At 44.8% G+C, this 22594-nt stretch carries 24 protein-coding genes; 20 read left to right on the top strand and 4 right to left on the bottom strand.

The genetic code is table 11. The features are described 5' to 3' along the window. Window positions 1-39 precede the first annotated feature (39 nt). The 8 genes from ICV89_RS07760 to ICV89_RS07725 are packed head-to-tail and all read left to right on the top strand — an operon-like array spanning window position 40 to window position 6386. Complete coding sequence (locus tag ICV89_RS07760; protein ID WP_371817835.1) at window positions 40-1299, top strand: IscS subfamily cysteine desulfurase; 1260 nt, start codon at window positions 40-42, stop codon at window positions 1297-1299. A gap of 57 nt (window positions 1300-1356) precedes the next feature. Then, window positions 1357-1743 carry a Fe-S cluster assembly scaffold IscU gene (gene iscU / locus ICV89_RS07755; RefSeq protein WP_046330506.1) on the top strand — a complete coding sequence of 129 codons (387 nt, stop codon included), beginning with the start codon at window positions 1357-1359 and terminating at the stop codon, window positions 1741-1743. 19 nt (window positions 1744-1762) lie between these two features. Next, entirely contained in the window at window positions 1763-2086 is a 324-nt protein-coding gene (gene iscA, locus ICV89_RS07750; protein WP_215307948.1) for an iron-sulfur cluster assembly protein IscA, read from the top strand. Next, entirely contained in the window at window positions 2052-2591 is a 540-nt protein-coding gene (gene hscB / locus ICV89_RS07745; RefSeq protein ID WP_215307946.1) for a Fe-S protein assembly co-chaperone HscB, read from the top strand. Before iscA ends, hscB begins: the two co-directional genes overlap by 35 nt. Window positions 2592-2609: 18 nt before the next feature. After that, window positions 2610-4475: a Fe-S protein assembly chaperone HscA gene (hscA, locus tag ICV89_RS07740; RefSeq protein ID WP_215307944.1), complete on the top strand. Its 1866-nt coding sequence runs from the start codon at window positions 2610-2612 to the stop codon at window positions 4473-4475. Between the two features lie 18 nt (window positions 4476-4493). Continuing rightward, window positions 4494-4832, top strand: coding sequence for an ISC system 2Fe-2S type ferredoxin (gene fdx, locus ICV89_RS07735; protein WP_215307942.1), 339 nt, complete (start codon window positions 4494-4496; stop codon window positions 4830-4832). Between the two features lie 49 nt (window positions 4833-4881). After that, the gene (locus ICV89_RS07730) at window positions 4882-5997 is read left to right on the top strand and encodes a DUF3300 domain-containing protein (protein ID WP_215307940.1); all 1116 of its coding nucleotides are present in this window, start codon (window positions 4882-4884) and stop codon (window positions 5995-5997) included. A gap of 17 nt (window positions 5998-6014) precedes the next feature. Then, a complete protein-coding gene (locus ICV89_RS07725; protein ID WP_215307939.1) occupies window positions 6015-6386 on the top strand; it encodes a Rap1a/Tai family immunity protein in 372 nt (123 codons plus the stop codon). 285 nt (window positions 6387-6671) lie between these two features. On the opposite strand, the gene ICV89_RS07720 is transcribed toward ICV89_RS07725, so the two are convergent. Both ICV89_RS07720 and ICV89_RS07715 read right to left on the bottom strand, forming a co-directional pair. After that, on the bottom strand, window positions 6672-8087 hold the full coding sequence (locus ICV89_RS07720; protein WP_215310372.1) for an FAD-binding oxidoreductase: 1416 nt from the start codon (window positions 8085-8087) through the stop codon (window positions 6672-6674). A 1-nt stretch (window position 8088) separates the two neighbouring features. Next, the gene (locus ICV89_RS07715) at window positions 8089-9726 is read right to left on the bottom strand and encodes a thiamine pyrophosphate-binding protein (RefSeq protein ID WP_215307937.1); all 1638 of its coding nucleotides are present in this window, start codon (window positions 9724-9726) and stop codon (window positions 8089-8091) included. Window positions 9727-10073: 347 nt separating this feature from the next. On the opposite strand from ICV89_RS07715, the gene ICV89_RS07710 reads away from it, so the two are divergent. Continuing rightward, window positions 10074-11147 (top strand): TauD/TfdA family dioxygenase, encoded by a 1074-nt coding sequence (locus ICV89_RS07710; RefSeq protein ID WP_215307935.1) that lies wholly within the window; start codon window positions 10074-10076, stop codon window positions 11145-11147. A gap of 110 nt (window positions 11148-11257) precedes the next feature. Next, on the top strand, window positions 11258-12241 hold the full coding sequence (locus ICV89_RS07705) for a tripartite tricarboxylate transporter substrate binding protein (protein WP_215307933.1): 984 nt from the start codon (window positions 11258-11260) through the stop codon (window positions 12239-12241). Window positions 12242-12332: 91 nt separating this feature from the next. Here ICV89_RS07705 and ICV89_RS07700 read toward each other — a convergent pair whose 3' ends face one another. Continuing rightward, a complete protein-coding gene (locus ICV89_RS07700) occupies window positions 12333-13214 on the bottom strand; it encodes a LysR substrate-binding domain-containing protein (RefSeq protein ID WP_215307931.1) in 882 nt (293 codons plus the stop codon). Window positions 13215-13296: 82 nt separating this feature from the next. Here ICV89_RS07700 and ICV89_RS07695 point away from each other — a divergent pair, with 82 nt between their 5' ends. Genes ICV89_RS07695 through ICV89_RS07665 form a run of 7 tightly spaced genes read left to right on the top strand, consistent with a single transcriptional unit; the run spans window position 13297 to window position 18707 of the window. Then, a complete protein-coding gene (locus ICV89_RS07695; protein ID WP_215307929.1) occupies window positions 13297-14028 on the top strand; it encodes a succinate dehydrogenase/fumarate reductase iron-sulfur subunit in 732 nt (243 codons plus the stop codon). Further along, window positions 14025-14375 (top strand): succinate dehydrogenase, encoded by a 351-nt coding sequence (locus ICV89_RS07690; RefSeq protein ID WP_215307928.1) that lies wholly within the window; start codon window positions 14025-14027, stop codon window positions 14373-14375. Before ICV89_RS07695 ends, ICV89_RS07690 begins: the two co-directional genes overlap by 4 nt. Further along, window positions 14372-14731 carry a succinate dehydrogenase, cytochrome b556 subunit gene (gene sdhC / locus ICV89_RS07685; protein ID WP_215307926.1) on the top strand — a complete coding sequence of 120 codons (360 nt, stop codon included), beginning with the start codon at window positions 14372-14374 and terminating at the stop codon, window positions 14729-14731. Before ICV89_RS07690 ends, sdhC begins: the two co-directional genes overlap by 4 nt. 11 nt (window positions 14732-14742) lie before the next feature. Beyond that, window positions 14743-15618 (top strand): fumarate hydratase, encoded by an 876-nt coding sequence (locus ICV89_RS07680; protein ID WP_215307924.1) that lies wholly within the window; start codon window positions 14743-14745, stop codon window positions 15616-15618. Window positions 15619-15626: 8 nt separating this feature from the next. Next, on the top strand, window positions 15627-16238 hold the full coding sequence (locus ICV89_RS07675) for a fumarate hydratase C-terminal domain-containing protein (RefSeq protein WP_215307922.1): 612 nt from the start codon (window positions 15627-15629) through the stop codon (window positions 16236-16238). Then, complete coding sequence (locus ICV89_RS07670) at window positions 16235-17953, top strand: L-aspartate oxidase (RefSeq protein WP_215307920.1); 1719 nt, start codon at window positions 16235-16237, stop codon at window positions 17951-17953. Before ICV89_RS07675 ends, ICV89_RS07670 begins: the two co-directional genes overlap by 4 nt. A gap of 10 nt (window positions 17954-17963) precedes the next feature. Beyond that, window positions 17964-18707 carry a sulfite exporter TauE/SafE family protein gene (locus ICV89_RS07665; RefSeq protein WP_215307918.1) on the top strand — a complete coding sequence of 248 codons (744 nt, stop codon included), beginning with the start codon at window positions 17964-17966 and terminating at the stop codon, window positions 18705-18707. A gap of 64 nt (window positions 18708-18771) precedes the next feature. Here ICV89_RS07665 and ICV89_RS07660 read toward each other — a convergent pair whose 3' ends face one another. Further along, on the bottom strand, window positions 18772-19758 hold the full coding sequence (locus ICV89_RS07660; protein ID WP_215307916.1) for a tripartite tricarboxylate transporter substrate binding protein: 987 nt from the start codon (window positions 19756-19758) through the stop codon (window positions 18772-18774). Between the two features lie 287 nt (window positions 19759-20045). On the opposite strand from ICV89_RS07660, the gene ICV89_RS07655 reads away from it, so the two are divergent. Genes ICV89_RS07655 through ICV89_RS07645 form a run of 3 tightly spaced genes read left to right on the top strand, consistent with a single transcriptional unit; the run spans window position 20046 to window position 22587 of the window. Next, a complete protein-coding gene (locus ICV89_RS07655) occupies window positions 20046-21056 on the top strand; it encodes an Ldh family oxidoreductase (protein WP_215307914.1) in 1011 nt (336 codons plus the stop codon). Window positions 21057-21090: 34 nt separating this feature from the next. After that, entirely contained in the window at window positions 21091-21372 is a 282-nt protein-coding gene (locus tag ICV89_RS07650; RefSeq protein WP_015421504.1) for an SAF domain-containing protein, read from the top strand. A gap of 42 nt (window positions 21373-21414) precedes the next feature. Beyond that, window positions 21415-22587 carry a UxaA family hydrolase gene (locus tag ICV89_RS07645; protein ID WP_215307912.1) on the top strand — a complete coding sequence of 391 codons (1173 nt, stop codon included), beginning with the start codon at window positions 21415-21417 and terminating at the stop codon, window positions 22585-22587. Window positions 22588-22594 lie beyond the last annotated feature (7 nt).

Below are 22594 nucleotides of genomic sequence, written 5' to 3'. Positions count from 1 at the left end.
AGAGATCAATCTCTTTACCTGTTAATCGATAAGCAAAAAATGAACGCACCACAAGACATTCCCCAGCAGTCAATACCGATGTTTAGTCCTAAGCATTTTCCGGTTTATATGGACTATTCGGCTACTACTCCGATTGATCCGCGCGTGGTAGATAAGATGTTGCCTTACTTGCGCGAGCAATTTGGTAATGCTGCATCTCGTAGCCATGCCTACGGATGGGCTGCAGAGGAAGCAGTTGAGTGGGCGCGTTCAGAAGTCGCCCAGTTAGTGCATGCCGACCCAAGGGAGATCGTATTTACTAGTGGCGCAACTGAAAGTATTAATTTAGCGCTTAAGGGTGCAGCGCACTTTTACAAAGATCGTGGCAATCACATCATTACGGTCAAGACTGAACACAAGGCTACTTTAGACACTTGTCGCGAGCTTGAGCGCGAAGGTTTTGAAGTGACTTACTTAGATGTTCTGCCAAATGGTTTGATTGATTTCGCTCAGCTAGAAGCGGCAATGAAGCCAGGCACTATTTTGTTGTCAGTGATGTATGTCAATAACGAGATTGGCGTGATCCAAGACATTCCACGCATTGGGGAGCTATGCCGCTCACGTGGTGTAATTTTTCATGTGGATGCAGCGCAAGCTACTGGCAAAGTTGAAATTGATTTAGAGAAAACTAAAGTGGATTTAATGAGTTTTTCTGCTCATAAGACCTATGGCCCTAAAGGTATCGGCGCCTTATTTGTGCGTCGTAAGCCCCGGATTCGTATTGAGGCGCAGATTCATGGTGGCGGTCATGAGCGCGGTATGCGTTCTGGCACATTAGCCGTCCATCAAATCGTTGGTTTGGGCGAAGCTTTCCGTATCGCACGCCTTGAGATGACCTCGGGCAATGCTCGCATCCGTGCTTTACGTGATCGCTTGCTCAATGGCTTGAAGGATATTGAAGAGGTTTACGTTAACGGAGATATGGAGCATCGTGTTCCACATAACCTCAATATCAGCTTTAACTATGTTGAGGGCGAGTCGATGTTGATGGCCTTGAAAGACCTGGCTATTTCCTCTGGTTCTGCATGTACTTCAGCATCCTTAGAGCCTTCTTATGTATTGCGCGCTCTTGGTCGTAATGATGAATTAGCACACAGCTCAATTCGTTTTACTTTGGGACGCTTTACTACTGAAGAAGAAGTGGATTTCACGATCAAATTGGTTAAAGAGAAGATTGCAAAGTTACGTGAACTTTCACCTTTATGGGAAATGTTTAAGGATGGTATTGACCTCAGCACCATCCAGTGGGCAGCTCACTAAGAGTTATTAAATATATTGAAGCAAGATTAAAGATAAAAGAGATAGCGAGAAAATACCATGGCATATAGCGATAAAGTAATTGATCATTATGAAAATCCCCGCAATGTGGGTTCTTTTGAAAAAGGCGATGACCAAGTAGGTACTGGCATGGTCGGCGCACCTGCGTGTGGTGACGTGATGAAGCTACAGATTCGTGTAAACGATCAGGGCGTGATTGAAGATGCCAAGTTCAAGACCTATGGTTGCGGTTCTGCAATTGCATCCTCCTCATTAGTCACTGAGTGGGTTAAAGGCAAAACCTTGGATCAGGCCTTAGAGATTAAGAACTCCTTGATTGCTGAAGAGTTGGCTTTGCCACCAGTAAAAATTCACTGCTCTATCTTGGCTGAAGATGCCATCAAGGCAGCAGTGGCTGATTACAAAGAAAAGCATCCGGCCCTGTAAAGATAAAAAGGCTTTCATCATGGCAATTTCCTTAACCGACAAAGCAGCGAAACATGTTCAGCGCAATTTAGATAAGCGTGGAAAAGGTTGCGGCTTACGCTTAGGTGTTCGCACTACTGGTTGCTCAGGCTTGGCCTATCAATTGGAATATGTGGATGAGGCCGCTCCCGAAGATGTGAAATTTGAATCTAATGGCATCACCATCTTTATTGATCCTAAGAGCTTAGCCTATTTAGATGGCACCGAATTAGACTTTGTACGTGAAGGTTTGAACGAAGGCTTTAAGTTCCAAAACCCGAATGTAAAAGATGAGTGTGGTTGTGGTGAATCCTTCCGCGTCTGACAATTACTTTCGTTTCTTTGGTTTAGAACAGCAATTCAACCTAGATTTGTCTGCATTGGATCAAGCTTATTTAGCGATCCAAAAAGAAGTGCATCCTGATCGCCATGCTCGCGGTAGCGATACCGAGCAAAGGTTGGCAATGCAAATGGCTACCCTGGCAAATACTGCATTTCAAACTTTGAAAAATCCCATTCAGCGTGGGCTCTACCTTTGCCAACTCCACAAAGTGGATGCGCGTCTTGAGACCAATACGGCCATGCCAGCTGCTTTTCTGATGAAGCAAATGGAATGGCGTGAAAGTCTCGAAGATCAAGATGAGGATCTCGGTGCTCTCGAAGCTCTAGCTGAAGAGGTTGATCAAGCTAAACGAGATATCTTGGTAGAAATTACACAGGCTATCGATGGAGCTCAGAACTATGAGCGCGCAGCTGAGTTGCTTAGAGGTCTGCTTTTTATTGATAAGTTTGCGCTAGAGCTAGATGATGCTATCTCAGCTTTGGTATAGCTTTACACTCTAGACCCCATGGCCTTATTACAAATCTCCGAACCTGGTAAATCACTTGCTCCGCATCAACGTCGGATTGCGGTAGGTATTGACTTGGGTACCACTAACTCCTTGGTCGCAATTGTGCGGGATGCCTTACCTAAGGTTCTCCCTGATTCAGAAGGGCGCGAGTTACTTCCTTCTGTGGTGCGTTATCTCCCAAACGGTAGAACCCAAGCCGGCTTCGAGGCTGCCGAAAGTATTGTCTCTGATACCAAAAATACGATTGTTTCTGTGAAACGTTTCATGGGCCGGGGTATTGTCGATGTAGAGAATATCGAAAGCACTCCCTACGACTTCGTTGACGAGCCTGGGATGTTAAAGATCAAAACGGTAGCAGGTGACAAGAGCCCCATTGAAGTTTCAGCAGAAATTTTGGCGCGCTTGCGCCAGTTGGCAGAAGACTCAGTTAATGACGACATCGTTGGTGCGGTGATTACCGTGCCCGCTTATTTTGATGATGCTCAGCGTCAAGCAACTAAAGATGCTGCGAAGTTGGCAGGCATTGAAGTTTTACGTCTGCTCAATGAGCCTACTGCTGCTGCCATTGCCTATGGTTTAGATAATGCCTCCGAGGGCATCTACGCGGTTTACGATTTAGGTGGCGGCACTTTTGATATCTCCATTTTGCGTATGAGCAGAGGGGTATTTGAAGTACTCTCTACCGGCGGCGATTCTGCTTTGGGAGGCGATGATTTTGACCATCGCCTCTATTGTTGGGTGATTGAGCAAGCTAAGCTTCCACCACTGTCGATTCAGGATCATCGTAAGCTCTTACTCTCTTGCAAACATGCTAAAGAGCAATTGAGCCATAACCCATTAGCACGTGTTCATGAAACTCTTGCTGATGGCACTGTGATTAATGTGGGAGTGAGCCAGGCGCAGTTTTTTGAAATCACGCAAAACTTAATCAACAAGACTTTGCTTGCCGTGAAGAAAGCCTTGCGCGATGCAGGCCTTAAGGCTGATGAAGTCAAAGGCGTCGTGATGGTTGGTGGGGCAACTCGTATGCCTCATGTGCAACGTGCGGTGGGCGAGCTCTTCGGCACTAAACCCTTAAATAATCTCAATCCAGATCAGGTTGTTGCTTTAGGCGCCGCAATGCAGGCTGACTTACTTGCTGGCAATCAAAGCAAGGACGATGAGTGGCTCCTCTTGGATGTCATTCCACTGTCTCTTGGCGTTGAAACCATGGGTGGCTTGGTGGAAAAAATTATTCCGCGCAACACACCTATTCCGGTAGCGCGTGCTCAGGATTTCACGACCTTTAAAGATGGCCAAACTGCTTTAGCAATTCAGGTAGTGCAGGGTGAGAGGGAGTTAGCACAAGACTGTCGCTCTTTAGGTAAGTTTGAATTGCGTGGCATCCCGCCAATGGCTGCTGGTGCTGCCCGTATACGCGTGACCTATCAAGTAGATGCAGATGGATTGCTCTCTGTAAGCGCCATGGAGCAGGGTTCAGGTGTGCAAGCCTCAATAGATATTAAGCCATCCTATGGTCTGACTGATGCTGAGATTGCCCGAATGCTGCAAGATGGTTTTGCCTCAGCCAAAATAGACCTCCTTTCAAGATCTTTGCGTGAAGAGCAGGTGAATGCGCAGCGTTTATTAGATGCTGTACAAACTGCTTTAGATTCTGATCGTGGATTATTGAATTCTCAAGAGCAGGCTGAGGTTGATCAAGAAATGGCCGTCTTGCAAAAGTTGCTTACAGAAGAAACTGATAGCGCCATTCTCAGAAAAGCAGTCGATCATGCCGCTAAGGCTACCGACGAGTTTGCCCAAAAGCGCATGAATGCCAGCATTAAGAGGGCATTAGCCGGTAAGAATGTTGCAGAAATCTAAGAAAAGAAAATTACCCAAATGACTCAGATCGTTGTTCTACCCCATAGCGAGTATTGCCCTGAAGGTGCGGTACTTGAAGTGACTCCAGGCACCTCCGTTTGTGAGGCCTTGCTAGAAAACCATATTCCGATTGAACATGCCTGCGATATGGTCTGTGCTTGCACAACTTGCCACGTGATTGTGAAAGAGGGCTATCAGAGTCTGAATGAGCCTGATGAGAATGAAGAAGATTTGTTAGACCGTGCATGGGGCCTCAATCCCCAGTCTCGCTTATCTTGTCAGGCTATTGTGGCGCGCCAGGACCTAGTCATTGAGATCCCGAAATACTCCATTAACCACGCTAAAGAAAATCACTAATTTCTGGCTCGGTATTACACTCTAGAAATACAAGAGGATTAATGAGTGTATGAATATTCAGAATAAAGCAGGATATTTGATTGGGCTTACAGCGCTCTTGAGTGCTTGTTCAAATAATGGTGATCCCTATCAAAATATCGACTATCCACAGTCCTATACCCAAAGTGGTGGCTATAACAGTTCACCGCAGTTGATTTCATCAGAGCAATTGCAGTCCTTACTCTCTCCGATTGCCTTATACCCAGACTCCTTGCTGTCCTTGATGCTATTGGCATCAACTTATCCACTAGAGATGGCTGAAGCCTATAACTGGCGTAATAGCAATTCCAGTCTAAATGGCACTGCATTGCAAGATGCTCTCAAAGTGCAATCGTGGAACGATAGCGTGAAGTCGCTGATCTCATTTCCGCAAGCATTCAATATGATGGGTAGTAAGTTGCAGTGGACTCAAAATTTGGGCAATGCCTACAAGCTACAGCCAGCAGATACGATGAAGGCGGTGCAGGTTTTACGCAAACGCGCCGTTCAAGCTGGAACTCTCAAGTCAAATCAGCAAATTACAGTGAGCACTGACGCTAACTCGAACGTATTAATTGGCCCCGCCAATACTCAAGTGGTCTACGTGCCGAGCTATAACCCCACCGTTGTTTATGGGGCGTGGCCTTATCCAGACTACCCACCATATCCTGTTTATAACCCCGCCTGGGGAATGATGTCTTTTGGACTTGGGATGGCAGTAGGTAGTGCATTTTGGTCTTCGCCTAGCTGGTCTGATGGCACGATTAATGTGAACAATACAAATTCTCCTGGAAGAACGAATAGGGGGCTGATTGGTCCGAGTAGCATTCAGAACCAACAGCGACTGTTGAATGATTGGAAAAATAATGCGAGCCCGCAAGATCGACAGGCGGCAAGAGCGGCTGGACAGAGAGCTGATAATGCCTTTCAAAAAAATGCTACGCCACAAGAGCGCTCTCAAGCTGACCGCCTAAATCAAGAGGCAAGAAATGATTACCAGCAGGATCGTAGCAATCCAAATACCTATCGTGAGGCAGCTCAAGAAAATGCGATGCGAGAGCAAGCACGTGCTGATCGAATGAATGATGACCGATTTGGTGGGCGTGGTGGTTTTGGTGCTGGCCGCATGGGTGGATTTAGGCGCTAATTTATAAAGAAGACACTATGAAACTATTTCGGACAATCTCACTCGTCATTAGTGCATTCTTGCTGTTGCAGGCAAACACTTTTGCTCAGTCTGAGCTTCCAAAGAATGATGCCTCTACTGCTGCATTGGTTGAGCTATGCAAAAACCTCAATGATGCGGATGCGCAGAACTTTTGCTTTGGCTTTGGTGAGGGCGTTTATCAGGCCTACCTTGCTAACCGAAATGCAAAACAAAAGCAGAGCATTTGTTTCTCATCGGAAGCTGGTACAAGAGAAGTCATTCTCCAGGAGTTCTTGGCTTGGAATCAAAATAACCCCCAATTCAATCAAGATCGTGCAGCTAAGACGCTGATCCGATTCTTTGAGACAAAGTATCCCTGCAAACGGTAGGAGCTTGGGCCCCAACGTCCATTGCACCAATATGAGGCATCACGCACATTAAGTAAGCAATACGAAATTGGGAGAGCCTTTGAATGGAATACGATGATGTTGTTGTTCATTCTTAGGTAGTACCTCCATGAATTTTTTTCAACCACCCTGCGGGGTGGTTTTTTCTTTGGCTTATATTTTTATGTATTTTGGATCGGCTAACAGTAGTTTTATCAATCTTAGGCTCCCCTCCTATAGTTTATGGTGATATTCCACGATAAGTTTGGTTTAAATATCTCTTGACTGCTAAAGCACTTTCCCTGGATTCATGATTCCATGTGGGTCAAGAGCTCTTTTTATACTTCTCATCAATTCCAGTTCTATAGAATTTTTTCTTGTTGTTAGCTCATCTCGTTTTAATTGCCCAATTCCATGCTCGGCTGAAAATGAGCCAGAAAATTTATATACTTCGTCATGAACTAATTGATTGATATCTTTTCGTCTTATTTCAAGATCTTTAGAAAGTTCGGGGGCAATAGGAGCAATGTTGTAGTGTAGATTGCCATCACCAATATGTCCAAAAATGACTGTTTGCAAATGAGGCCAAAATTTTCTCAATTTCACTTCTGTAGATGCAACAAATTTTGCTAGTTCTGATATTGGTAACGAAATATCATGCTTCACGATTGTCCCTAGGATAAACTGCGCCTCTGGTATTCCTTCTCTTATTCTCCAGAGATCTTTTGACTGCTGTAGAGATTTGGATAGGACGGCATCGTTAATTAGCCCAATATCAAAGGCCTTCTCAAGTAAGGTCTCAAGCTGGGCATATGATTTTTGTTCATCTTCCATACTAGATAATTCAATTAGCGCTATCCAAGGGGAATGATCATTAATAAGTCCAGATAATTTTTCTATCCCATTGGATACAAGAGTGAGTGCTGAAGACGACATAATCTCAAATGCAGTTAAGTCGGTATTGGAATGTTGATTGATTAATTCAATGAGTTTTATGCTAGATTGGATGTCTGCAAGTGTAACTAGGGCAGTAGCCTTAGAGCGAGGCAATGAAAATAGTTTTAGTGTTGCAGCGGTAATAATTCCCAAGGTCCCTTCAGAGCCAATATAGATATCTTTCAAAGAATATCCCGTATTGTCTTTTCTGAGTCCACGTAATCCATTGAAGATTTCCCCGGATGGTGTAACTACCTCAAGACCTAGGGTGAGGTCGCGCATATTCCCATAACGAAGAACTTGAACTCCTCCTGCGTTAGTAGATAAGTTTCCACCAATAGTGCAACTCCCCTCTGATGCTAGACTTAAGGGAAATAACTTTCCTGATTGGTTGGCAGCCTCCTGAGCGTTAGCTAGTAGCACTCCAGAATCAAGTGTAATCGTAGAGTTTTCAAGATTAACTTCATGGATTTGATTGAGTCTAGTTGTGACAATCACAACTGATGGGTGCTCATCCATAGGAGTTGCGCCTCCACAAAGCCCAGTGTTTCCACCTTGCGGCACAATTGGTATTCTATTTTGATTGCACAATGAAACTAAGGAAGCAACCTCACCAACATTTTTTGGCTTCAATACAGCAATCGCATTCCCTGAGAACCGTTTGCTCCAGTCCGTTAAGTGGGATTGTTTATCGGCGTTTGAGTTGGATACAAAGTCCGATCCAATGATTCCACTGCATTGCTCCAGGAAATTATTGTACTTAGTCAGATCAGCTCCTTTTGATATTGGGTGCCGCTAGCCCTTCGATCATGATATTGAGGCAAGACGGTAACTTGCTCGCAATTGCTCGTTTTACCGCGGGCAGTATCGCATCAGAGTTTGTGACCAGCTCACCGTAACCACCAAAAGCTTGGCAAACTTTTTCATAACTAGATGGCAGTAGTTCGCACCCAATAGTCCTTTCTTTACCATAATCTTTGAGTTGAATCTGATATTCGGCATTCCAGCGAGCATCATTACCAATCAAAAGGACGAAATCCAAGTTATAACGAACGGCCGTATCAATTTCAGCGCTATGAAAACCAAAAGTACCATCCCCCATTACTGCAATGATTGGCACGTTTGGTTTTGCAACTCTCGAGGCTAATGCAAAAGGTAAGCCGGCTCCAATAGAGCCAGCGACGCCATTAAGAACGCGATTCGGTGCTCTTAAGCATGCCTGCGCCCATTGCCCAATCTCTCCTCCATCACTAACTAGTATGGAGTCGGGGTGACTATCCAATATTTCTTGGAGAGGTAAAAATATCTGTGCTGGATGAATTCTACCCTCGCTTGGTAGTAGACCTTTCCAGGCAGTAGGGCGAAATGTAATTGCCGACTCAACTTCTTTTAACCAGCCATTCAGACTTAAATTTGTTGAAGGCTTGGCAGCAATTAGAGCGCTAATAGCGATGGGGGTATCGCATATGAATGCAGACTTCAGGCGATCGCCAACTGCATTTTTGACTCGCTTAATTTCATTTTCATCAGGATCAATTTGTAAAAATGTACAGGCTTGATTAATACCAGGGCTGTTGCCAAACTTCAAAGTGAAGTCGAGCTTTTTGCCAAGCAAAAGAATGCAATCAGCATGCGATAGAACCTCAGAAAAGGCGCCAAGACTAGGGTCGCCTATGCCCCTAGGGCTTTCCATGCCGATTACGGGAATATTTAATGCTTCCTGAAGGTTAAGTAACTCTTTTCTTCCAGATTTTGAAAGCATCATTGGACCAACAAGTATGAGTGGCTTCTTTGCTGTCATTAATAACGATGCGATCGATGAAATTTCTGACGATTTAGCGGCCTTATCCTCCACTAAAAAATCCTCGCTTGAGGGCATCCTAATATTTGGCGGGGAAGTGGATTCCAGAATATCGCTCGGTAGGCTGAGATGGGTAGGTCCAGCCCTTCCTGACTTTGCTATTCGTATTGCTTTTGCCGTATCGGAAGCAATATCCTCAACCTTTTGACATGTCCAAGATGCTTTTGTTAAGGGTGCTGCAATATCTGCTTGAGCCATCTCTTGAAACGCACCCTTACCCAGCTGATTTAAAGGTGCATGGCCGGAGATAAGGACGACCGGCGATTCAGCCATTGACGCTGTATACAGGGCTGAGACTGCATTTGCATGTCCTGGACCGCCTGTAACCAAAGCAATACCAACTTCGCCAGTCAGTCTAGCCCATGCATCTGCCATATGGACAGCCGCAGCTTCATGCCGAGTATGTATCAGTTCAATTTTGGAATCAAATATTGCGTTATACGCTGGCATGATGTGATTTCCAGAAAGTGTAAACACTTTAGTGACGCCAGCAAGCTCTAGTGCCTTGATAAAGTTATCGGCACCATTGGTAATTTTTGTAGCCATAAAATTAAATTCCTAAATTTCTTTTAGTGTAGATATTGGTTAGTGCAGGATACGATAATTTGCCAATTTCATTTCATCAAAAACAGTTTACGTTGTATTGCTAAAACTAATTCATTCCCAAATGTTGAGAGGGTAGAAGATATATATGACCCCGGGTATAAATGAGTGATAACCCTTAATCATTCACCATCATCTATAGAGTTTGGTTATATGAGAGTTTTAAAAAGAAAATAAACTAATATGAAAAAGTATATTTAAGATTCATTTTCCATATCTTTTGGGATAGACTAGTTTTCATTTAAGCGCAATCAAGATCCAAATGAATGTATATAGATGAGGGAATGAATATGCATGCAGAACACAACGACAATAAAGTAGACGGTATTCCGCGCATGATTGAGGGGGCTGGCGCATGGCTGGGCGAGATTATTCAAAAAGATCCCAGCTGGATTGTGCATTGGGATTCTGAACAAATTGCTGAGCTTGAGACTGCAGCCGATCACTTTCTTAGCTCAGGTATCGCCTTGGAAGATATCAGTCCCGACTCATTCCCCTTGAAAAAGCTCGCTCCCTTTATTGCGGGGGCGCTTAATGAACTGCTCGCTGGACGTGGTTTTCTGATGTTACGAGGACTTCCAGTTAGTAGCTGGTCAATAGAAAAGGCTGCTGCTGTTTATATGGGGCTTGGCCGTCATATGGGTAGCTTAAGAAGTAGTAATGGTAAAGGTCATCTTTTGGGACATGTGCGCGATCAAGGCGTCAAGGTTGAAGCCGGTGTGCGCTTTTATCAAACCAATAGAAAGCTTGATTACCATACCGACTCGGCTGATATTGTTGGCTTACTTTGCCTGCAAAAAGCTAAAGCAGGCGGCGAGTCTTTTATTGCGAGCTCTATGACGCTCTATAACAAGCTGGTTGAACGTAGACCCGATTTAATTGCTGCCATGTTTACCCCATACCCAACTGATCGCCGAGGGGAGGTTCCTGAAGGTCGGAATCCATGGTTTGAGATTCCAATCTTTAATTGGTATCAAGGACATTTGTCTTGTGTTTACTTGCGGCACTATATTGAAGAGGCGCAACGACTCTATCCACAAGCTCCGAGGCTAACTCGTGAGCAAGTTGAAGTGATGGATGAGATCGATGCCATTTTGCAAGAGCCTGGATTTGCGCTGCAGATGGCATTTGAGCCTGGTGATATTCAACTCTTACATAATCATCAAATTCTTCATTCGAGAAACGATTTTGAGAATTGGCCTGATCCTAAACTTCAGCGCCATCTGCTTCGTCTTTGGATTGCGCCTCTATCAGGAAGACCATTGCCAGCCTATTTTGATTCTCGCTGGGGCGGTGTTATGCCAGGTGATAGAGGCGGAATATTAGTTCCTGGAACTAAGCTTTCTGTTGAGTTAACTGTTTAGTGAATTAATGCGTTTACTGGTTAAAACCCTTACTTTATTTTTTATCAATAGTCTTTAGCATTAAGTTATACGTCCATGGAATGCCATGTCTTAAATATCAGGGAGGTAGCATGCTGCGGTTAGTGAAAAAACGATTTGTTCCAGCATTATTTTTGATGGGGTTGGCGATTGAAATTGCAATAGCCCAAAATTATCCAAATAGACCTATTACGCTTGTCGCACCTTATGGGGTTGGTGGTGATAGTGACTTTTCTGCTAGAAATTTAGCTCCTATCGCTAGCAAGCTATTGGGTCAAAATGTGATTGTGCAAAACATTGCTGGCGCATCGGGTACGATTGGCTCGCAAAAGGTTCGTACATCCCCTCCCGATGGCTATACTTTATTAGTTTCTAGAGCAGGTTCTCAGGCGATTGTACCGGCACTCGAAAGTAGTACTCCTTATAAATGGAATGACTTCACGTTTATTTCTTTGCTTGACTTCAATCCTTTAGTTTGTGTTGTCAAGCCTGACGCACCATATAAAAATATGAAGGAATTGATAGCGGTAATTAAGGCAAATCCAACGAAACTTAATTATTCCACTGCAGGTGCAGGCACAACACAGCATTTAGCCGTCGAAGTACTCTTGCGTGATGTTGGTTTGCCATCTACAGCTGCAACGATGATTCCCTATAAGAGTGCTGGACTAGCGACTACTGCATTATTAAGCGGGGAAGTAGATTTTTTATGCAATAACTTAACAACAATTACTGGGCAGTTAAAAGGAAATGCAATGCGGCCCCTCGTAACATCTTCATCTTCGCGCTTAAAAGATTTTCCAAATATCCCCACTGCAAAAGAAGAAGGTATGGGTAGTCTTGAAAAGGTGATGGGATGGAGTGGTCTATACGGACCTCCTGGACTGGCTCCTGAGGTTGTTGAAAAGTGGCAGACTATCCTCAAAGAAGTGGCAAAAAATCCTACATGGATTAATGGCAATGACATGGTAGGGGCACTCTCAGCGATTCGCTCGCAGGCAGAAACTGAATCCTTTGCAAAAGAGCAATATGAGCTCTATAGCAAATTAGGTTCAGAGTTGAATCTTAAAAAATAAAGTTTTAATCTTACTTAATAGAAAAGTCCGGCAATGTCGGACTTTTCTCGTTCCAAGTGCATCCAATTGACCTCCTGAAATTAAACGGTTATTAATTGAGTAAGACAGATAAGAAATGTTGTTTAATAATTTGAGTGACATTTTGACGACTATGTTTTTTTCGTTCTAGCAAGCCGACCTTACGAAAAATAGTCTTCCCTGCTAATTCTGAAATATGTAATTTTTTGTCAGTCTCCCAGGCAATATTAGCTAGCCTCGGAACAATTGCGAATCCTAGTCCTTGCCTGACGAGCTCAATGATCGCCTCTACTGAATTCAGTTCCATGCTATCTTTAATTACCATTTTATTTGCGCGAATGGTTTGATCTACAAGGTGCCCCGTCCAAGTATTTCTCTCAAATCGAATGAATGGCAGATCGTCCGATGTACTTTTGGTAGAAAAGTTTTTTCTGTTTTTGACTGTTGGATAAATCAGTACCATAGGCTCTGAATACAACTCCGTCCACTGTACATTTTGCGGCAAAGCATAGGGTGACTCAGTAACTATTGCCGCATCTAGACTACCCTCAATCACTTGATCTAGAAAGTTGTTCGAGAGACCTGCGATGAGCTTGATTTCAAGTTCAGGGTAGCTTTGTTTAAGCTCATTCAATGTATTTCCAAAGGCACCCATTAAAGTTGAGACCAATGCGCCCAGAACAATGGTGCCGCTAAGTTCAGATTTAAAGTCAGATCCTAGGGCCTCATAGCGGGCAATGATTTCCTGGATTGGCTCAACCAAGGATCTGCCATGGTGATTGAGGGTCATAGATCGTTTGGTTCTATCAAATAGCTCTACACCAATATCTGCTTCTAATTGCTGCAATTGCTGTCCTGCAGCGGCCGCCGTAAGACCTATTTCACGTGCAGCGGCTGCCACGCTCTTGTGCCTTGAAATAGCTAGGAAGTTTTTAAGTACTCGAATGCTGGACATGGGTTTTAATATAAATTATTTTTTTATCTCGTAGAAAATTATATTCGATTTATTTTTTACTATCTATCGATATAATGAGCCCATGTCTAATACAGATCTCAAAGTAAAAGTCTGGCGCGGTGCTCAAGAGGGTGAGTTCGTTGAGTATTTGGTGCCTCGAAACCCAAATCAAACGGTGCTGGATGTCGTTACCTTTATTCAGCGTAAGCTAGATCCAACTCTCAGCTACCGCTTCGCTTGTCGGGTGGGCATGTGTGGTTCTTGCGCCATGACCGTGAATGGTGTTGCTCGCTGGACGTGTCGTACCCACGTTTCCCAGATTGTTGAAGGGGGCTCCCTAGAGATTGCCCCTCTGAACAATCTACCAGTCATTAAAGACCTTGCTACTGATATGCGAGAGTTCTTTAATAAGTGGAAGGGTGCAGTTGGTTTCTTCAAGGGGGATAAAACCCGTCATGATGATTTTGCAAGAGTAGAGCCGCAGTCACCGGAACGTCAATTAGCCAATGCTGGTATCGAATGCATCGGTTGTGGAGTGTGCTATTCCTCTTGTGAAGTTGTTCAGAGCCGCCCTAACTACCTCGGTCCAGCCGCCTTGAATCGTGCCTGGACCTTAACGAATGATGTGCGTGATGTACAGCAATTGGATCGCCTGCGTGCCGTTGCTGGTGATGAAGGTTGCCACGCATGCCATACGCAGGGATCCTGTACGGAGCGTTGCCCTAAGAAGCTTGAACCTACAGCTAGTATCGCTGGGTTAAAAAAGTTAGTGGCAAGAGCTGCTGTGCGAGGAAGTAAGTGGGGCAAGTTATGAGTCAAGCCGTGATGCAGGCAAAGCTTTGGTATGCCCAGAGAATCAGTGCCATGGTTTTAGGTCTTTGTGTCAGCATCCACCTGGTCATTATTTTCTATGCAATACGTGGCGGCTTAACTGCTGAGGAGATTTTGGGGCGCACTCAAGGCAATATTGCCTTTGCTATTTTTTATGAGATTTTTGTTTTAGCCTGTTTTGTTCATGCGCCTATTGGCTTGGCTAACATCCTCGAAGAAACGTTTTCTAAGGGCTTCATTTCTAAGACCCTATCTTCGCTCCTAGCAGTCCTCATACTGATTCTAGGAAGCACGGCAGTGATTGGTGTCTACACCGGAGGTGCGGTATGAGCCCGAGGCCAAAGCTCGATTTACGCGCAAAGTCTCACCTCTCTTATTTTGCTTATGCATGTCATCGCTTCTCCGGACTGCTGCTCGCTTGCTTTATCCCCCTGCATTTCTTAATGCTTTCGCAGTCTTTGCGTGGTGCCAGTGGATTTGAGCGCTATTTAGGCTTAACTGATTTTTGGGTTTTTAAATTCGGCGAATGGGCGCTAGTTATTTTGCTGGCGATCCATTTGGTAGGCGGAATTCGGCTCATCATGATTGAGTTTGGTCCATGGCGTGGTTTGCGTAAGGCTTGGACCCAAGCAGCCATTTTGTTCGGTATTACTTGCGGCCTTCTATTTTTGTATTTGGCAAATTGATTGGGTAATTTATGCAGTTACAAATGAAAGCAGTTGAAGAGGCTTGCAAGGAGCTCTATATTCGCGCCTTAAAGGTGCTTCCAGATGATGTTAAAGCCGGCATTGAGCGCTTAAATCAGGGTGAATCAGATGCACGTGCTCAGGTGGTTCTCAAAACGATGATCACGAACATTACCGTTGCGGAGCGCGAGGACAATCTACTCTGCCAAGATACTGGTTTGCCAATTTATAAGGTCAAGATTGGCCGTAATGTGCAACTAGATGGTATGGAACTCAAGGCAGCGATTCGTAAAGGTTGCGAACGTGCAACTACTGAGTACCCATTGCGCTCCTCTGTAGTGCATCCGATTACGCGTAAGAATAATCACACATCCTGCGGCATTGATATGCCGGCAATCAGCATCGATTTTTGTGATGATGATGAGATGCTTGAAATCGAGATGGTTCCCAAAGGGAGTGGTTCAGAAAACAATTCTTTTTTGAAGATGGCCATTCCTGCTGATGGAATTAATGGCGTTAAAGCCTTTGTGATCGAGAGCGTTGTGTCTGCGGGAGGCAAAACTTGTCCGCCAACGATTGTTGGTGTTGGCATCGGTGGTACCTCTGAGCAATGTGTTGCGATGGCCAAGCGTGCCGCTACAAGAGCATTAGGTAGCATCTGTAGCGACGAAGAGGGTGCTAAGTTAGAGCAAGAATTAACTGCTGCCGTGAATAAATTGGGTATTGGCCCCCAAGGCTTGGGTGGCGACGGTACGGCTTTTGCAGTTCATGTAGAACTTGCCCATACCCATATCACCTTAAATCCAGTAGCCGTCAATATGCAGTGTCACTCAGCGCGTAGAGCGCGAGCAACCTTCACGCCTCATGGTGTGACTTACGGATTCTAGGAATCAAGATGGCCCACTATAACCTTCCAACTCCCGTTAGTGAATCGGATATTCGTAAGCTGCGTATTAATGACACGGTGACTCTGCAAAACACCTTATTTGGTATTCGGGATGCTACGCAAATCCATATGTTTGATAAGGGTCGAAAGACTCGCTTTGATCTTAATGGTCATGCAGTAATTCATACGGCCCCGAATGTGCGCAAGGTAGCGGTAAGTGAAGAATTTCCAGCCGGGTATCAAGCAATCTGTATTGGTACAACCACCTCAGATCGTATGGAGCGTTTTACTCGTCCATTGATGACCGAGAATGGTGTGCGAATGATTGTAGGTAAGGGCGGTATGCGCGAAGACTCTGCAGCAGCCTTTCAGGAAATTGGCGGCGTATATCTTGCAATTATTGGGGGTACAGCGGCGTTAGAGACAACGTGGATTGAGCAAATTGAAGATGTGGATATGGATGATCTCAATCCAGAGTCTCTTTGGCGTTTCAAGATCAAAGACTTTGGCCCTTTACTAGTGGCAATGGATAGTCATGGCGGCAGCATTTATCAAGAAGTGAAAAGTGATGTTGCACGCAATAAAGAGGCTGTATTAAAGAGCTTAGGAATTTCCTTATGAATATCGCCACGCTTGAAACAGATATTCTCATTCTCGGTTCTGGCGGTGCAGGACTTTTTGCGGCTCTGCACGCACACCAAACCAATCCAAATCTTCATATCACCATTGCCGTAAAGGGACTGCTCGGTAAATGTGGTTGTACTCGCATGGTGCAAGGTGGTTATAACGTGGCACTAGCAGAGGGCGACTCTGTTGAACGTCATTTTATGGACACAATCGAAGGTGGTAAATGGTTGTCGGATCAAGAGTTGGCTTGGACATTGGTAAATAAGGCGGTTGAACGTATTCGTGAGCTTGAGAATGAGCTCGGCTGTTTCTTTGACCGCAATCCGGATGGCACAGTTCATCAAAAAGCGTTTGCTGGACAAACATTTGACCGAACAGTTCATAAGGGAGATTTGACTGGTATTGAAATTATCAGTCGACTGGCTGAGCAGGTATGGTCAAGAGGAATTCATCGTCTTGAGGAGCATAGGGCAGTCGAGTTAATTCATAGTGCTGATGGAAAGTCACTTGCTGGCGTATTAATGCTTAATATGACGACTGGTCAGTTCACACTGGTACGAGCTAAAGCAGTGCTGTTGGCTACAGGTGGCGGACCAACAATGTACAAGTACCACACACCTTCGGGTGATAAGAGTTGTGACGGCCTAGCTATGGCACTTCGTGCGGGCCTTACTTTACGCGACATGGAGATGGTGCAATTTCATCCTACCGGATTATTAGCAGGGCCAGGCACTAGGATGACGGGAACCGTACTTGAGGAAGGATTGCGTGGTGCAGGCGGATATTTGCTCAATGGCAATCAAGAGCGCTTTATGGGCAACTACGATCCTCGTAATGAACGCGCTACTCGAGATATCGTTTCGCGATCGATTAATTCTGAAATTAGGGCAGGTAGAGCTACCCCGAATGGCGGCGTCTATATTCAGATGAGCCACCTTGGTCCTGATAATGTGCGCAAGCAATTCAAAGGTATGGTCGAGCGATGTGCCGACAGTGGCTTTGATTTGGCGGGAGATCTAGTAGAGGTAGTCCCAACTGCGCATTACATGATGGGCGGATTAATTTTTAAGGCGGACTGTAGCACCGAGTTACCAGGTTTATTTGCAGCAGGTGAAGATACTGGAGGGGTCCACGGAGCTAATCGTTTAGGTGGAAATGGTGTGGCCAACTCTACTGTATTTGGCGGTATTGCCGGCGAAGAAATGGCGAAGTGGGTCGTATCTCAGAATTTGCAAGAGTGCAATATGGAAGAAGTGCGCGCCAGTATCAAGGCGCATGAGGCCCCATTAGAGAGGCCAGCAGGCGATATTGAATCGATTCGTGATGCTCTAGCTGAATGTATGTGGGATGACGTGGGCATCTCCAGAACCAGGGAAAGTTTGTTACGTGCTCGCGTGAAGCTCGATGAGCTAGATAGGCAACTGCATCAAATGGGAGTTGGCAATATCCAAAGGGAATACAGTATTACCTGGCAAGATTGGATGAATTTAAGCAATCTCATCTTGGTGAGCAAGTCGGTAACAGAGGCTGCTCTTGCTCGAGAAAACTCAAGAGGTGCTCATTATCGTGATGATTTTCCGCAGCCCGGCTCTTTGGAGGAGTCGTACTTTACCGCTGCTCATCTAGGTAAAGATGGTTTAGAAATTAAAAATAGGCCAGTTCAATTTACGATGATTAAACCTGGCGAGACTATTTTGGTAGAGGCTTGATATTTTTGAATTGATTGAGCCAGCCTCATTTTTGCTAGCAGCATTGGTAGTTCTTTGCGCATTTTTTATCTTTGGGGTTTCTGGGTTTGGCTCTTCAATTGTGGCTGTCCCTTTGCTCGTGCAGATATACCCACTGAAAGTGGTAGTGCCAATGATGGTCATCATTGATATTTGTGCCTCCCTGTACGTCGGAAGAAGGTCATCTGGTGATGCGAATACTCAAGAGTTGAAATGGCTCTTTCCTTTTAGCTTAATTGGAATGGTATTGGGAATCTTTTTATTGATCAGGGCACCAAGCGAACCCTTGCTACTGATTCTCGGGATATTTGCGGCCATTAATGGTATTCGTATTTTAGTTCAGAGAAATGTCGAGTTTCGAGATCCAATTAATAGATGGTGGGCAGTGCCATTTGGATTCTTTGGCGGTGTATTTACGGCCCTTTTTGCTACGGGCGGACCCGTATATGTTTCTTATCTCGGCTTAAGAATTAATAATCCCAAGGTGCTTCGTGCGACTATGGCATTTGCCATTTTTATACTGGCATTTTTACGACTCACCTTAATGCTGGTTACTGGGCTCATCTTAAGCTGGGAGGTAATTGGCCTTGCAGTTTGCTTAATGCCAGTGACTTTCTTGGGAATGTGGGCAGGCTCACATATTCACACTAAGCTTAGCAATGCCTCTATGCGTATCGCCTACGGATCAATATTATTTTTTTCTGGCTTGATGTTACTGCTCAGGCAAATCACCTAAAGTGTATTTAGGTTAAATAAAAAGCGAGGATAAATCCTCGCTTTTTACATTCAGATAACAATCATTACTGAGCGCTAATATTGCGACCTTTAATCACTTTTTCCCAGTTAGCTGATTCAGCTTTTATCTGGGCATCAAAGTCTTTCTGAGAATTCACTACCGGGCTTAAGCCATTAAGCTCCAAACTCTTTTGCATCGCATCTGACTTCACCGCCTTAACAGTAGCGTCATAGATTTTGTCCGTAATGACCTTAGGAGTGTTGGCCGGTGCCACCAAACCAAACCAACCGGTACTTTCAAATCCAGAGATGCCGCTTTCGGCAACCGTTGGCACATCGGGAAGTTGCTTGACGCGTTTAGCGCTAGTCACGGCAATTGGCTTAATTTGACCGGCTTTTGCAAAACCTGTTGCGGCAGTGAGGTTACCAACCATAAAGTCTATTTGTCCCGATACTAGGTCGTTGATGGCAGCAGATTCACCCTTATAAGGCACGTGGGTCGCTGGAATGTTGGCAGAATAAGTTAAGTTTTCAGCAGCCATATGAACTTGGCTTCCAATACCTGCAGAGCCAAAATTCAGATCCTTAGTTTTTGCATAGGTAATAAATTCATTTAAATTCTTGACTGGGATTTTAGTGCTGACAGATAGCAGCATTGGGCCGCTAGCCACATTGGTGATATTCACAAAATCTTTACTGTAATTGACCGGCAATTTTTTATACAAACTCGGATTCACAGTCAACATACTTCCTGAGGCTAGCATGATGGTGTAGCCATCTGCAGGAGCTTGTGCTACAAATTCAGCGGCGATATTGCCACCAGCGCCACCCTTATTTTCAACAATGACGTTTTGTCCTAGATCTTTCGTCAACTGTTGGGCTAAGAGTCGGCCAAGAATATCAGTGGTTCCGCCAGCTGCAAAAGGAATAATTAACTTAATTGGCTTTGTTGGCCAGGACTGTGCTGTTGCTAATTGAGGTAATGCAAGGGTAAGTGCGCCTGCAAGTAATACTAAACGTCTACTTAAATTATATTTTTTATTCTCAAACATCGGTGACCTCCAGTGGTAATTTAATCTTTATATCTTAGCTACTTAGCTATGAAAAAAATATACTCAACTGCTATTTAATAGTTATATGCTTATTCATTACTTCTGTCTCCTCCATCCATCCTGCAGCACTTCGAGCTACTTCTTGCGCTGCACCACGAACTGGGTATTGCAAGATATCTAAATCATCTATATGATTCAGATATGTCAGTTATTTTGGTCCCTAAAGCTAGATCTAGTCAAGCCCTGAAAACCCTGGTTTTGAACGACCTCATTCGCGGTGAGCATTCATGAATCTGAGCTATCCAGAGATTCTTGAGCTAGCAAACTCAGGCCTCAAGGCTGCTGGGATCAATTCAAAAGCAGCTTATGAGACCGCACAGTTTCTGGCGCTGGCGGAGTTAGATGGTTTGGCTTCGCATGGTTTGGCAAGAGTTTCACAATATGCTGCGCATGCGAAAAATGGCCGAATCGAGCTAGACCCCAAGTTAAGGGTCCGCCCATTTAAAACGGCAGCTGCTTTGGTCGATGCACGTGATGGCCTGGCTTTTCCTGCACTTCGTTTTGCAACTGACCTATCAGTCAATCTAGCCTCCAAAAATGGTCTTGGTTTAGTGGCTGTAACTAATAGCCATCATTTTGGCGTTGCCGGGCATTATGTTGAGGCTGCAGCCCGAGCAGGTTATGTCTCTCTTCTATTTGGAAATACTCCAGCTGCAATGCCGATGGTTGGCGGTACAAAAGCAATCTTTGGAACCAACCCTCTGGCCGCAGCTTTCCCCACCGCGAGCGGCGACCCTTTAGTTATAGATATGTCACTTTCTGCTGTAGCCCGCGGAAAACTCCTGGTTGCTGCAAAAAATGGTCAAGCGATTCCAGAAGGGTGGGCATTGACTGCGGATGGCAAGCCAACTACGGATCCACAAGAAGGCTTAAAGGGTTTGATGCTTCCTTTGGGTGGCGATAAAGGGGCATTACTTGCTCTCATCGTTGAATTGCTGGTAGTCGGACTTTCAGGCAGCCGTTTTTCTTATGAGGCGGATTCCTTTTTTGACCCTAAAGGCAATCGCCCGCGCATTGGCCAGCTGATGTTAACTATTGATACAGGTTTGGCAGGTAAATCTGTTTTTGCCAGTCGAATCGAAGACTTTATCAAGGCCTTAAGTGCTGACGCAGGCACTCGTCTTCCTGGACAACGTCGTTTTCAGCAGCGCGCTACAGGATTTAGTAATGGCGTCACGGTTTTGGATGTGGTTGTAGAAGAAATTCAGGCTGGCATCCGCCAGTCATGGACTGAGTAGTTTTTTTATAAACGAGATTATTGAGGAGATAGTAATGATCCACTTTGTCGTGCATGAGCCAGCAGATGGCGTAGGTGTAGTAGTAGTTGAGGGTGTAAAGGCCGGAACTGACTTAATTGGTTGGGTCATGGATGGCGACCTTACTTTGAATATTAAGTCTGAAAGTGATATTCCTATTGGTCACAAAATTTCATTGAACGATTTCAAACCAGGTGACACGGTAATGAAATACGGCGTTGATATTGGCAAGGTAGTAGCCCCAATCAAAAAAGGCGAACACCTTCACGTCCAAAACGTAAAAACTAAGCGCTGGTAATCCGGCACCTGACCTACCTATTCATTGAGAAAGATATAAAAAATGACTAATTTGAAAGACGCGACCTTCTTAGGTTATCGCCGTGAAAACGGCCGCATGGGTATTCGTAATCACGTATTGATTTTGCCTTTGGATGACTTATCCAATGCAGCCTGTGAAGCAGTAGCAAACAATATCAAAGGAACGATGGCGATTCCTCACTCCTATGGTCGTTTACAGTTCGGAGCTGACTTGGATTTACACTTTCGCACCTTAATTGGTACAGGTTCCAATCCGAACGTAGCTGCTGTAGTTGTAATTGGGATTGAGCCGCAGTGGACCAAAATTATCGTTGATGGCATTAAGGCATCAGGCAAGCCAGTTGAGGGATTCTGGATTGAAGGTAATGGAGACACAGCAACCATTGCTTCCGCAAGTAAAGCTGCTTACAACATGATGAAGCATGCATCTAAGCAAAAACGTGTTTCTGCTCCATTATCTGAGCTATGGGTTTCCACCAAATGCGGTGAATCCGATACAACTTCTGGATGTGGTGCAAACCCAACCGTAGGCGATGCTTTTGATAAGTTGTATGCAATTGGCTCCACCATGGTGTTTGGTGAAACTACTGAGTTAACTGGTGGTGAGCATTTGGTTGAAGCGCGTTGCCGTACTCCTGAGGTTAAGAAAAAGTTCCGCGAGATGTTTGATCGCTACCAGGATGTGATTGAGCGTCATAAGACGAGCGATCTGTCTGACTCTCAGCCAACCAAAGGGAATATTGCAGGTGGTTTAACAACCATTGAAGAGAAGGCTTTAGGCAATATCCAAAAAATTGGTAAAAAATGTATTGTGGATAGCGTGCTTGATAAAGGTGAAGAGCCAAAGATTCCTGGATTGCATTTCATGGACTCATCATCAGCCGCCGCTGAAATGGTTACCTTGTGCGCAGCTGCAGGTTTTACAGCTCACTTCTTCCCAACAGGTCAAGGTAACGTGATCGGTAATGCAATTCTTCCAGTCATTAAGATTTGCGCTAATCCAAAGACTGTTCGTACTATGGGTGAGCACATCGACGTTGACGTGTCTGGCTTATTGCGTCGCGAAGAGAATATGGACCAGGCGGGAGATAAGTTGTTGGATTGCTTGAAGCGTACAGCGGATGGCGAGTTGACTGCTTCTGAGATTCTTGGTCATCGTGAGTTTGTGTTGACACGTTTATACGAATCAGCATAAGACTGCA

Source organism: Polynucleobacter sp. Adler-ghost, assembly GCF_018688495.1.
In the GTDB taxonomy this organism is placed as follows: Bacteria; Pseudomonadota; Gammaproteobacteria; order Burkholderiales; family Burkholderiaceae; genus Polynucleobacter.
Note: the sequence above shows the minus strand (reverse complement) of the source record. Positions and strands in the feature narration are given on the sequence as shown.

Bases quoted from the DNA above. Each gene is read 5' to 3' on its own strand.
- ICV89_RS07760 (WP_371817835.1), top strand. From the start codon at position 40: ATGAACGCACCACAAGACATTCCCCAGCAGTCAATACCGATGTTTAGT.
- iscU (WP_046330506.1), top strand. From the start codon at position 1,357: ATGGCATATAGCGATAAAGTAATTGATCATTATGAAAATCCCCGCAAT.
- iscA (WP_215307948.1), top strand. From the start codon at position 1,763: ATGGCAATTTCCTTAACCGACAAAGCAGCGAAACATGTTCAGCGCAAT.
- hscB (WP_215307946.1), top strand. From the start codon at position 2,052: ATGAGTGTGGTTGTGGTGAATCCTTCCGCGTCTGACAATTACTTTCGT.
- hscA (WP_215307944.1), top strand. From the start codon at position 2,610: ATGGCCTTATTACAAATCTCCGAACCTGGTAAATCACTTGCTCCGCAT.
- fdx (WP_215307942.1), top strand. From the start codon at position 4,494: ATGACTCAGATCGTTGTTCTACCCCATAGCGAGTATTGCCCTGAAGGT.
- ICV89_RS07730 (WP_215307940.1), top strand. From the start codon at position 4,882: ATGAATATTCAGAATAAAGCAGGATATTTGATTGGGCTTACAGCGCTC.
- ICV89_RS07725 (WP_215307939.1), top strand. From the start codon at position 6,015: ATGAAACTATTTCGGACAATCTCACTCGTCATTAGTGCATTCTTGCTG.
- ICV89_RS07715 (WP_215307937.1), bottom strand. From the start codon at position 9,726: ATGGCTACAAAAATTACCAATGGTGCCGATAACTTTATCAAGGCACTA.
- ICV89_RS07710 (WP_215307935.1), top strand. From the start codon at position 10,074: ATGCATGCAGAACACAACGACAATAAAGTAGACGGTATTCCGCGCATG.
- ICV89_RS07705 (WP_215307933.1), top strand. From the start codon at position 11,258: ATGCTGCGGTTAGTGAAAAAACGATTTGTTCCAGCATTATTTTTGATG.
- ICV89_RS07700 (WP_215307931.1), bottom strand. From the start codon at position 13,214: ATGTCCAGCATTCGAGTACTTAAAAACTTCCTAGCTATTTCAAGGCAC.
- ICV89_RS07695 (WP_215307929.1), top strand. From the start codon at position 13,297: ATGTCTAATACAGATCTCAAAGTAAAAGTCTGGCGCGGTGCTCAAGAG.
- ICV89_RS07690 (WP_215307928.1), top strand. From the start codon at position 14,025: ATGAGTCAAGCCGTGATGCAGGCAAAGCTTTGGTATGCCCAGAGAATC.
- sdhC (WP_215307926.1), top strand. From the start codon at position 14,372: ATGAGCCCGAGGCCAAAGCTCGATTTACGCGCAAAGTCTCACCTCTCT.
- ICV89_RS07680 (WP_215307924.1), top strand. From the start codon at position 14,743: ATGCAGTTACAAATGAAAGCAGTTGAAGAGGCTTGCAAGGAGCTCTAT.
- ICV89_RS07675 (WP_215307922.1), top strand. From the start codon at position 15,627: ATGGCCCACTATAACCTTCCAACTCCCGTTAGTGAATCGGATATTCGT.
- ICV89_RS07670 (WP_215307920.1), top strand. From the start codon at position 16,235: ATGAATATCGCCACGCTTGAAACAGATATTCTCATTCTCGGTTCTGGC.
- ICV89_RS07660 (WP_215307916.1), bottom strand. From the start codon at position 19,758: ATGTTTGAGAATAAAAAATATAATTTAAGTAGACGTTTAGTATTACTT.
- ICV89_RS07655 (WP_215307914.1), top strand. From the start codon at position 20,046: ATGAATCTGAGCTATCCAGAGATTCTTGAGCTAGCAAACTCAGGCCTC.
- ICV89_RS07650 (WP_015421504.1), top strand. From the start codon at position 21,091: ATGATCCACTTTGTCGTGCATGAGCCAGCAGATGGCGTAGGTGTAGTA.
- ICV89_RS07645 (WP_215307912.1), top strand. From the start codon at position 21,415: ATGACTAATTTGAAAGACGCGACCTTCTTAGGTTATCGCCGTGAAAAC.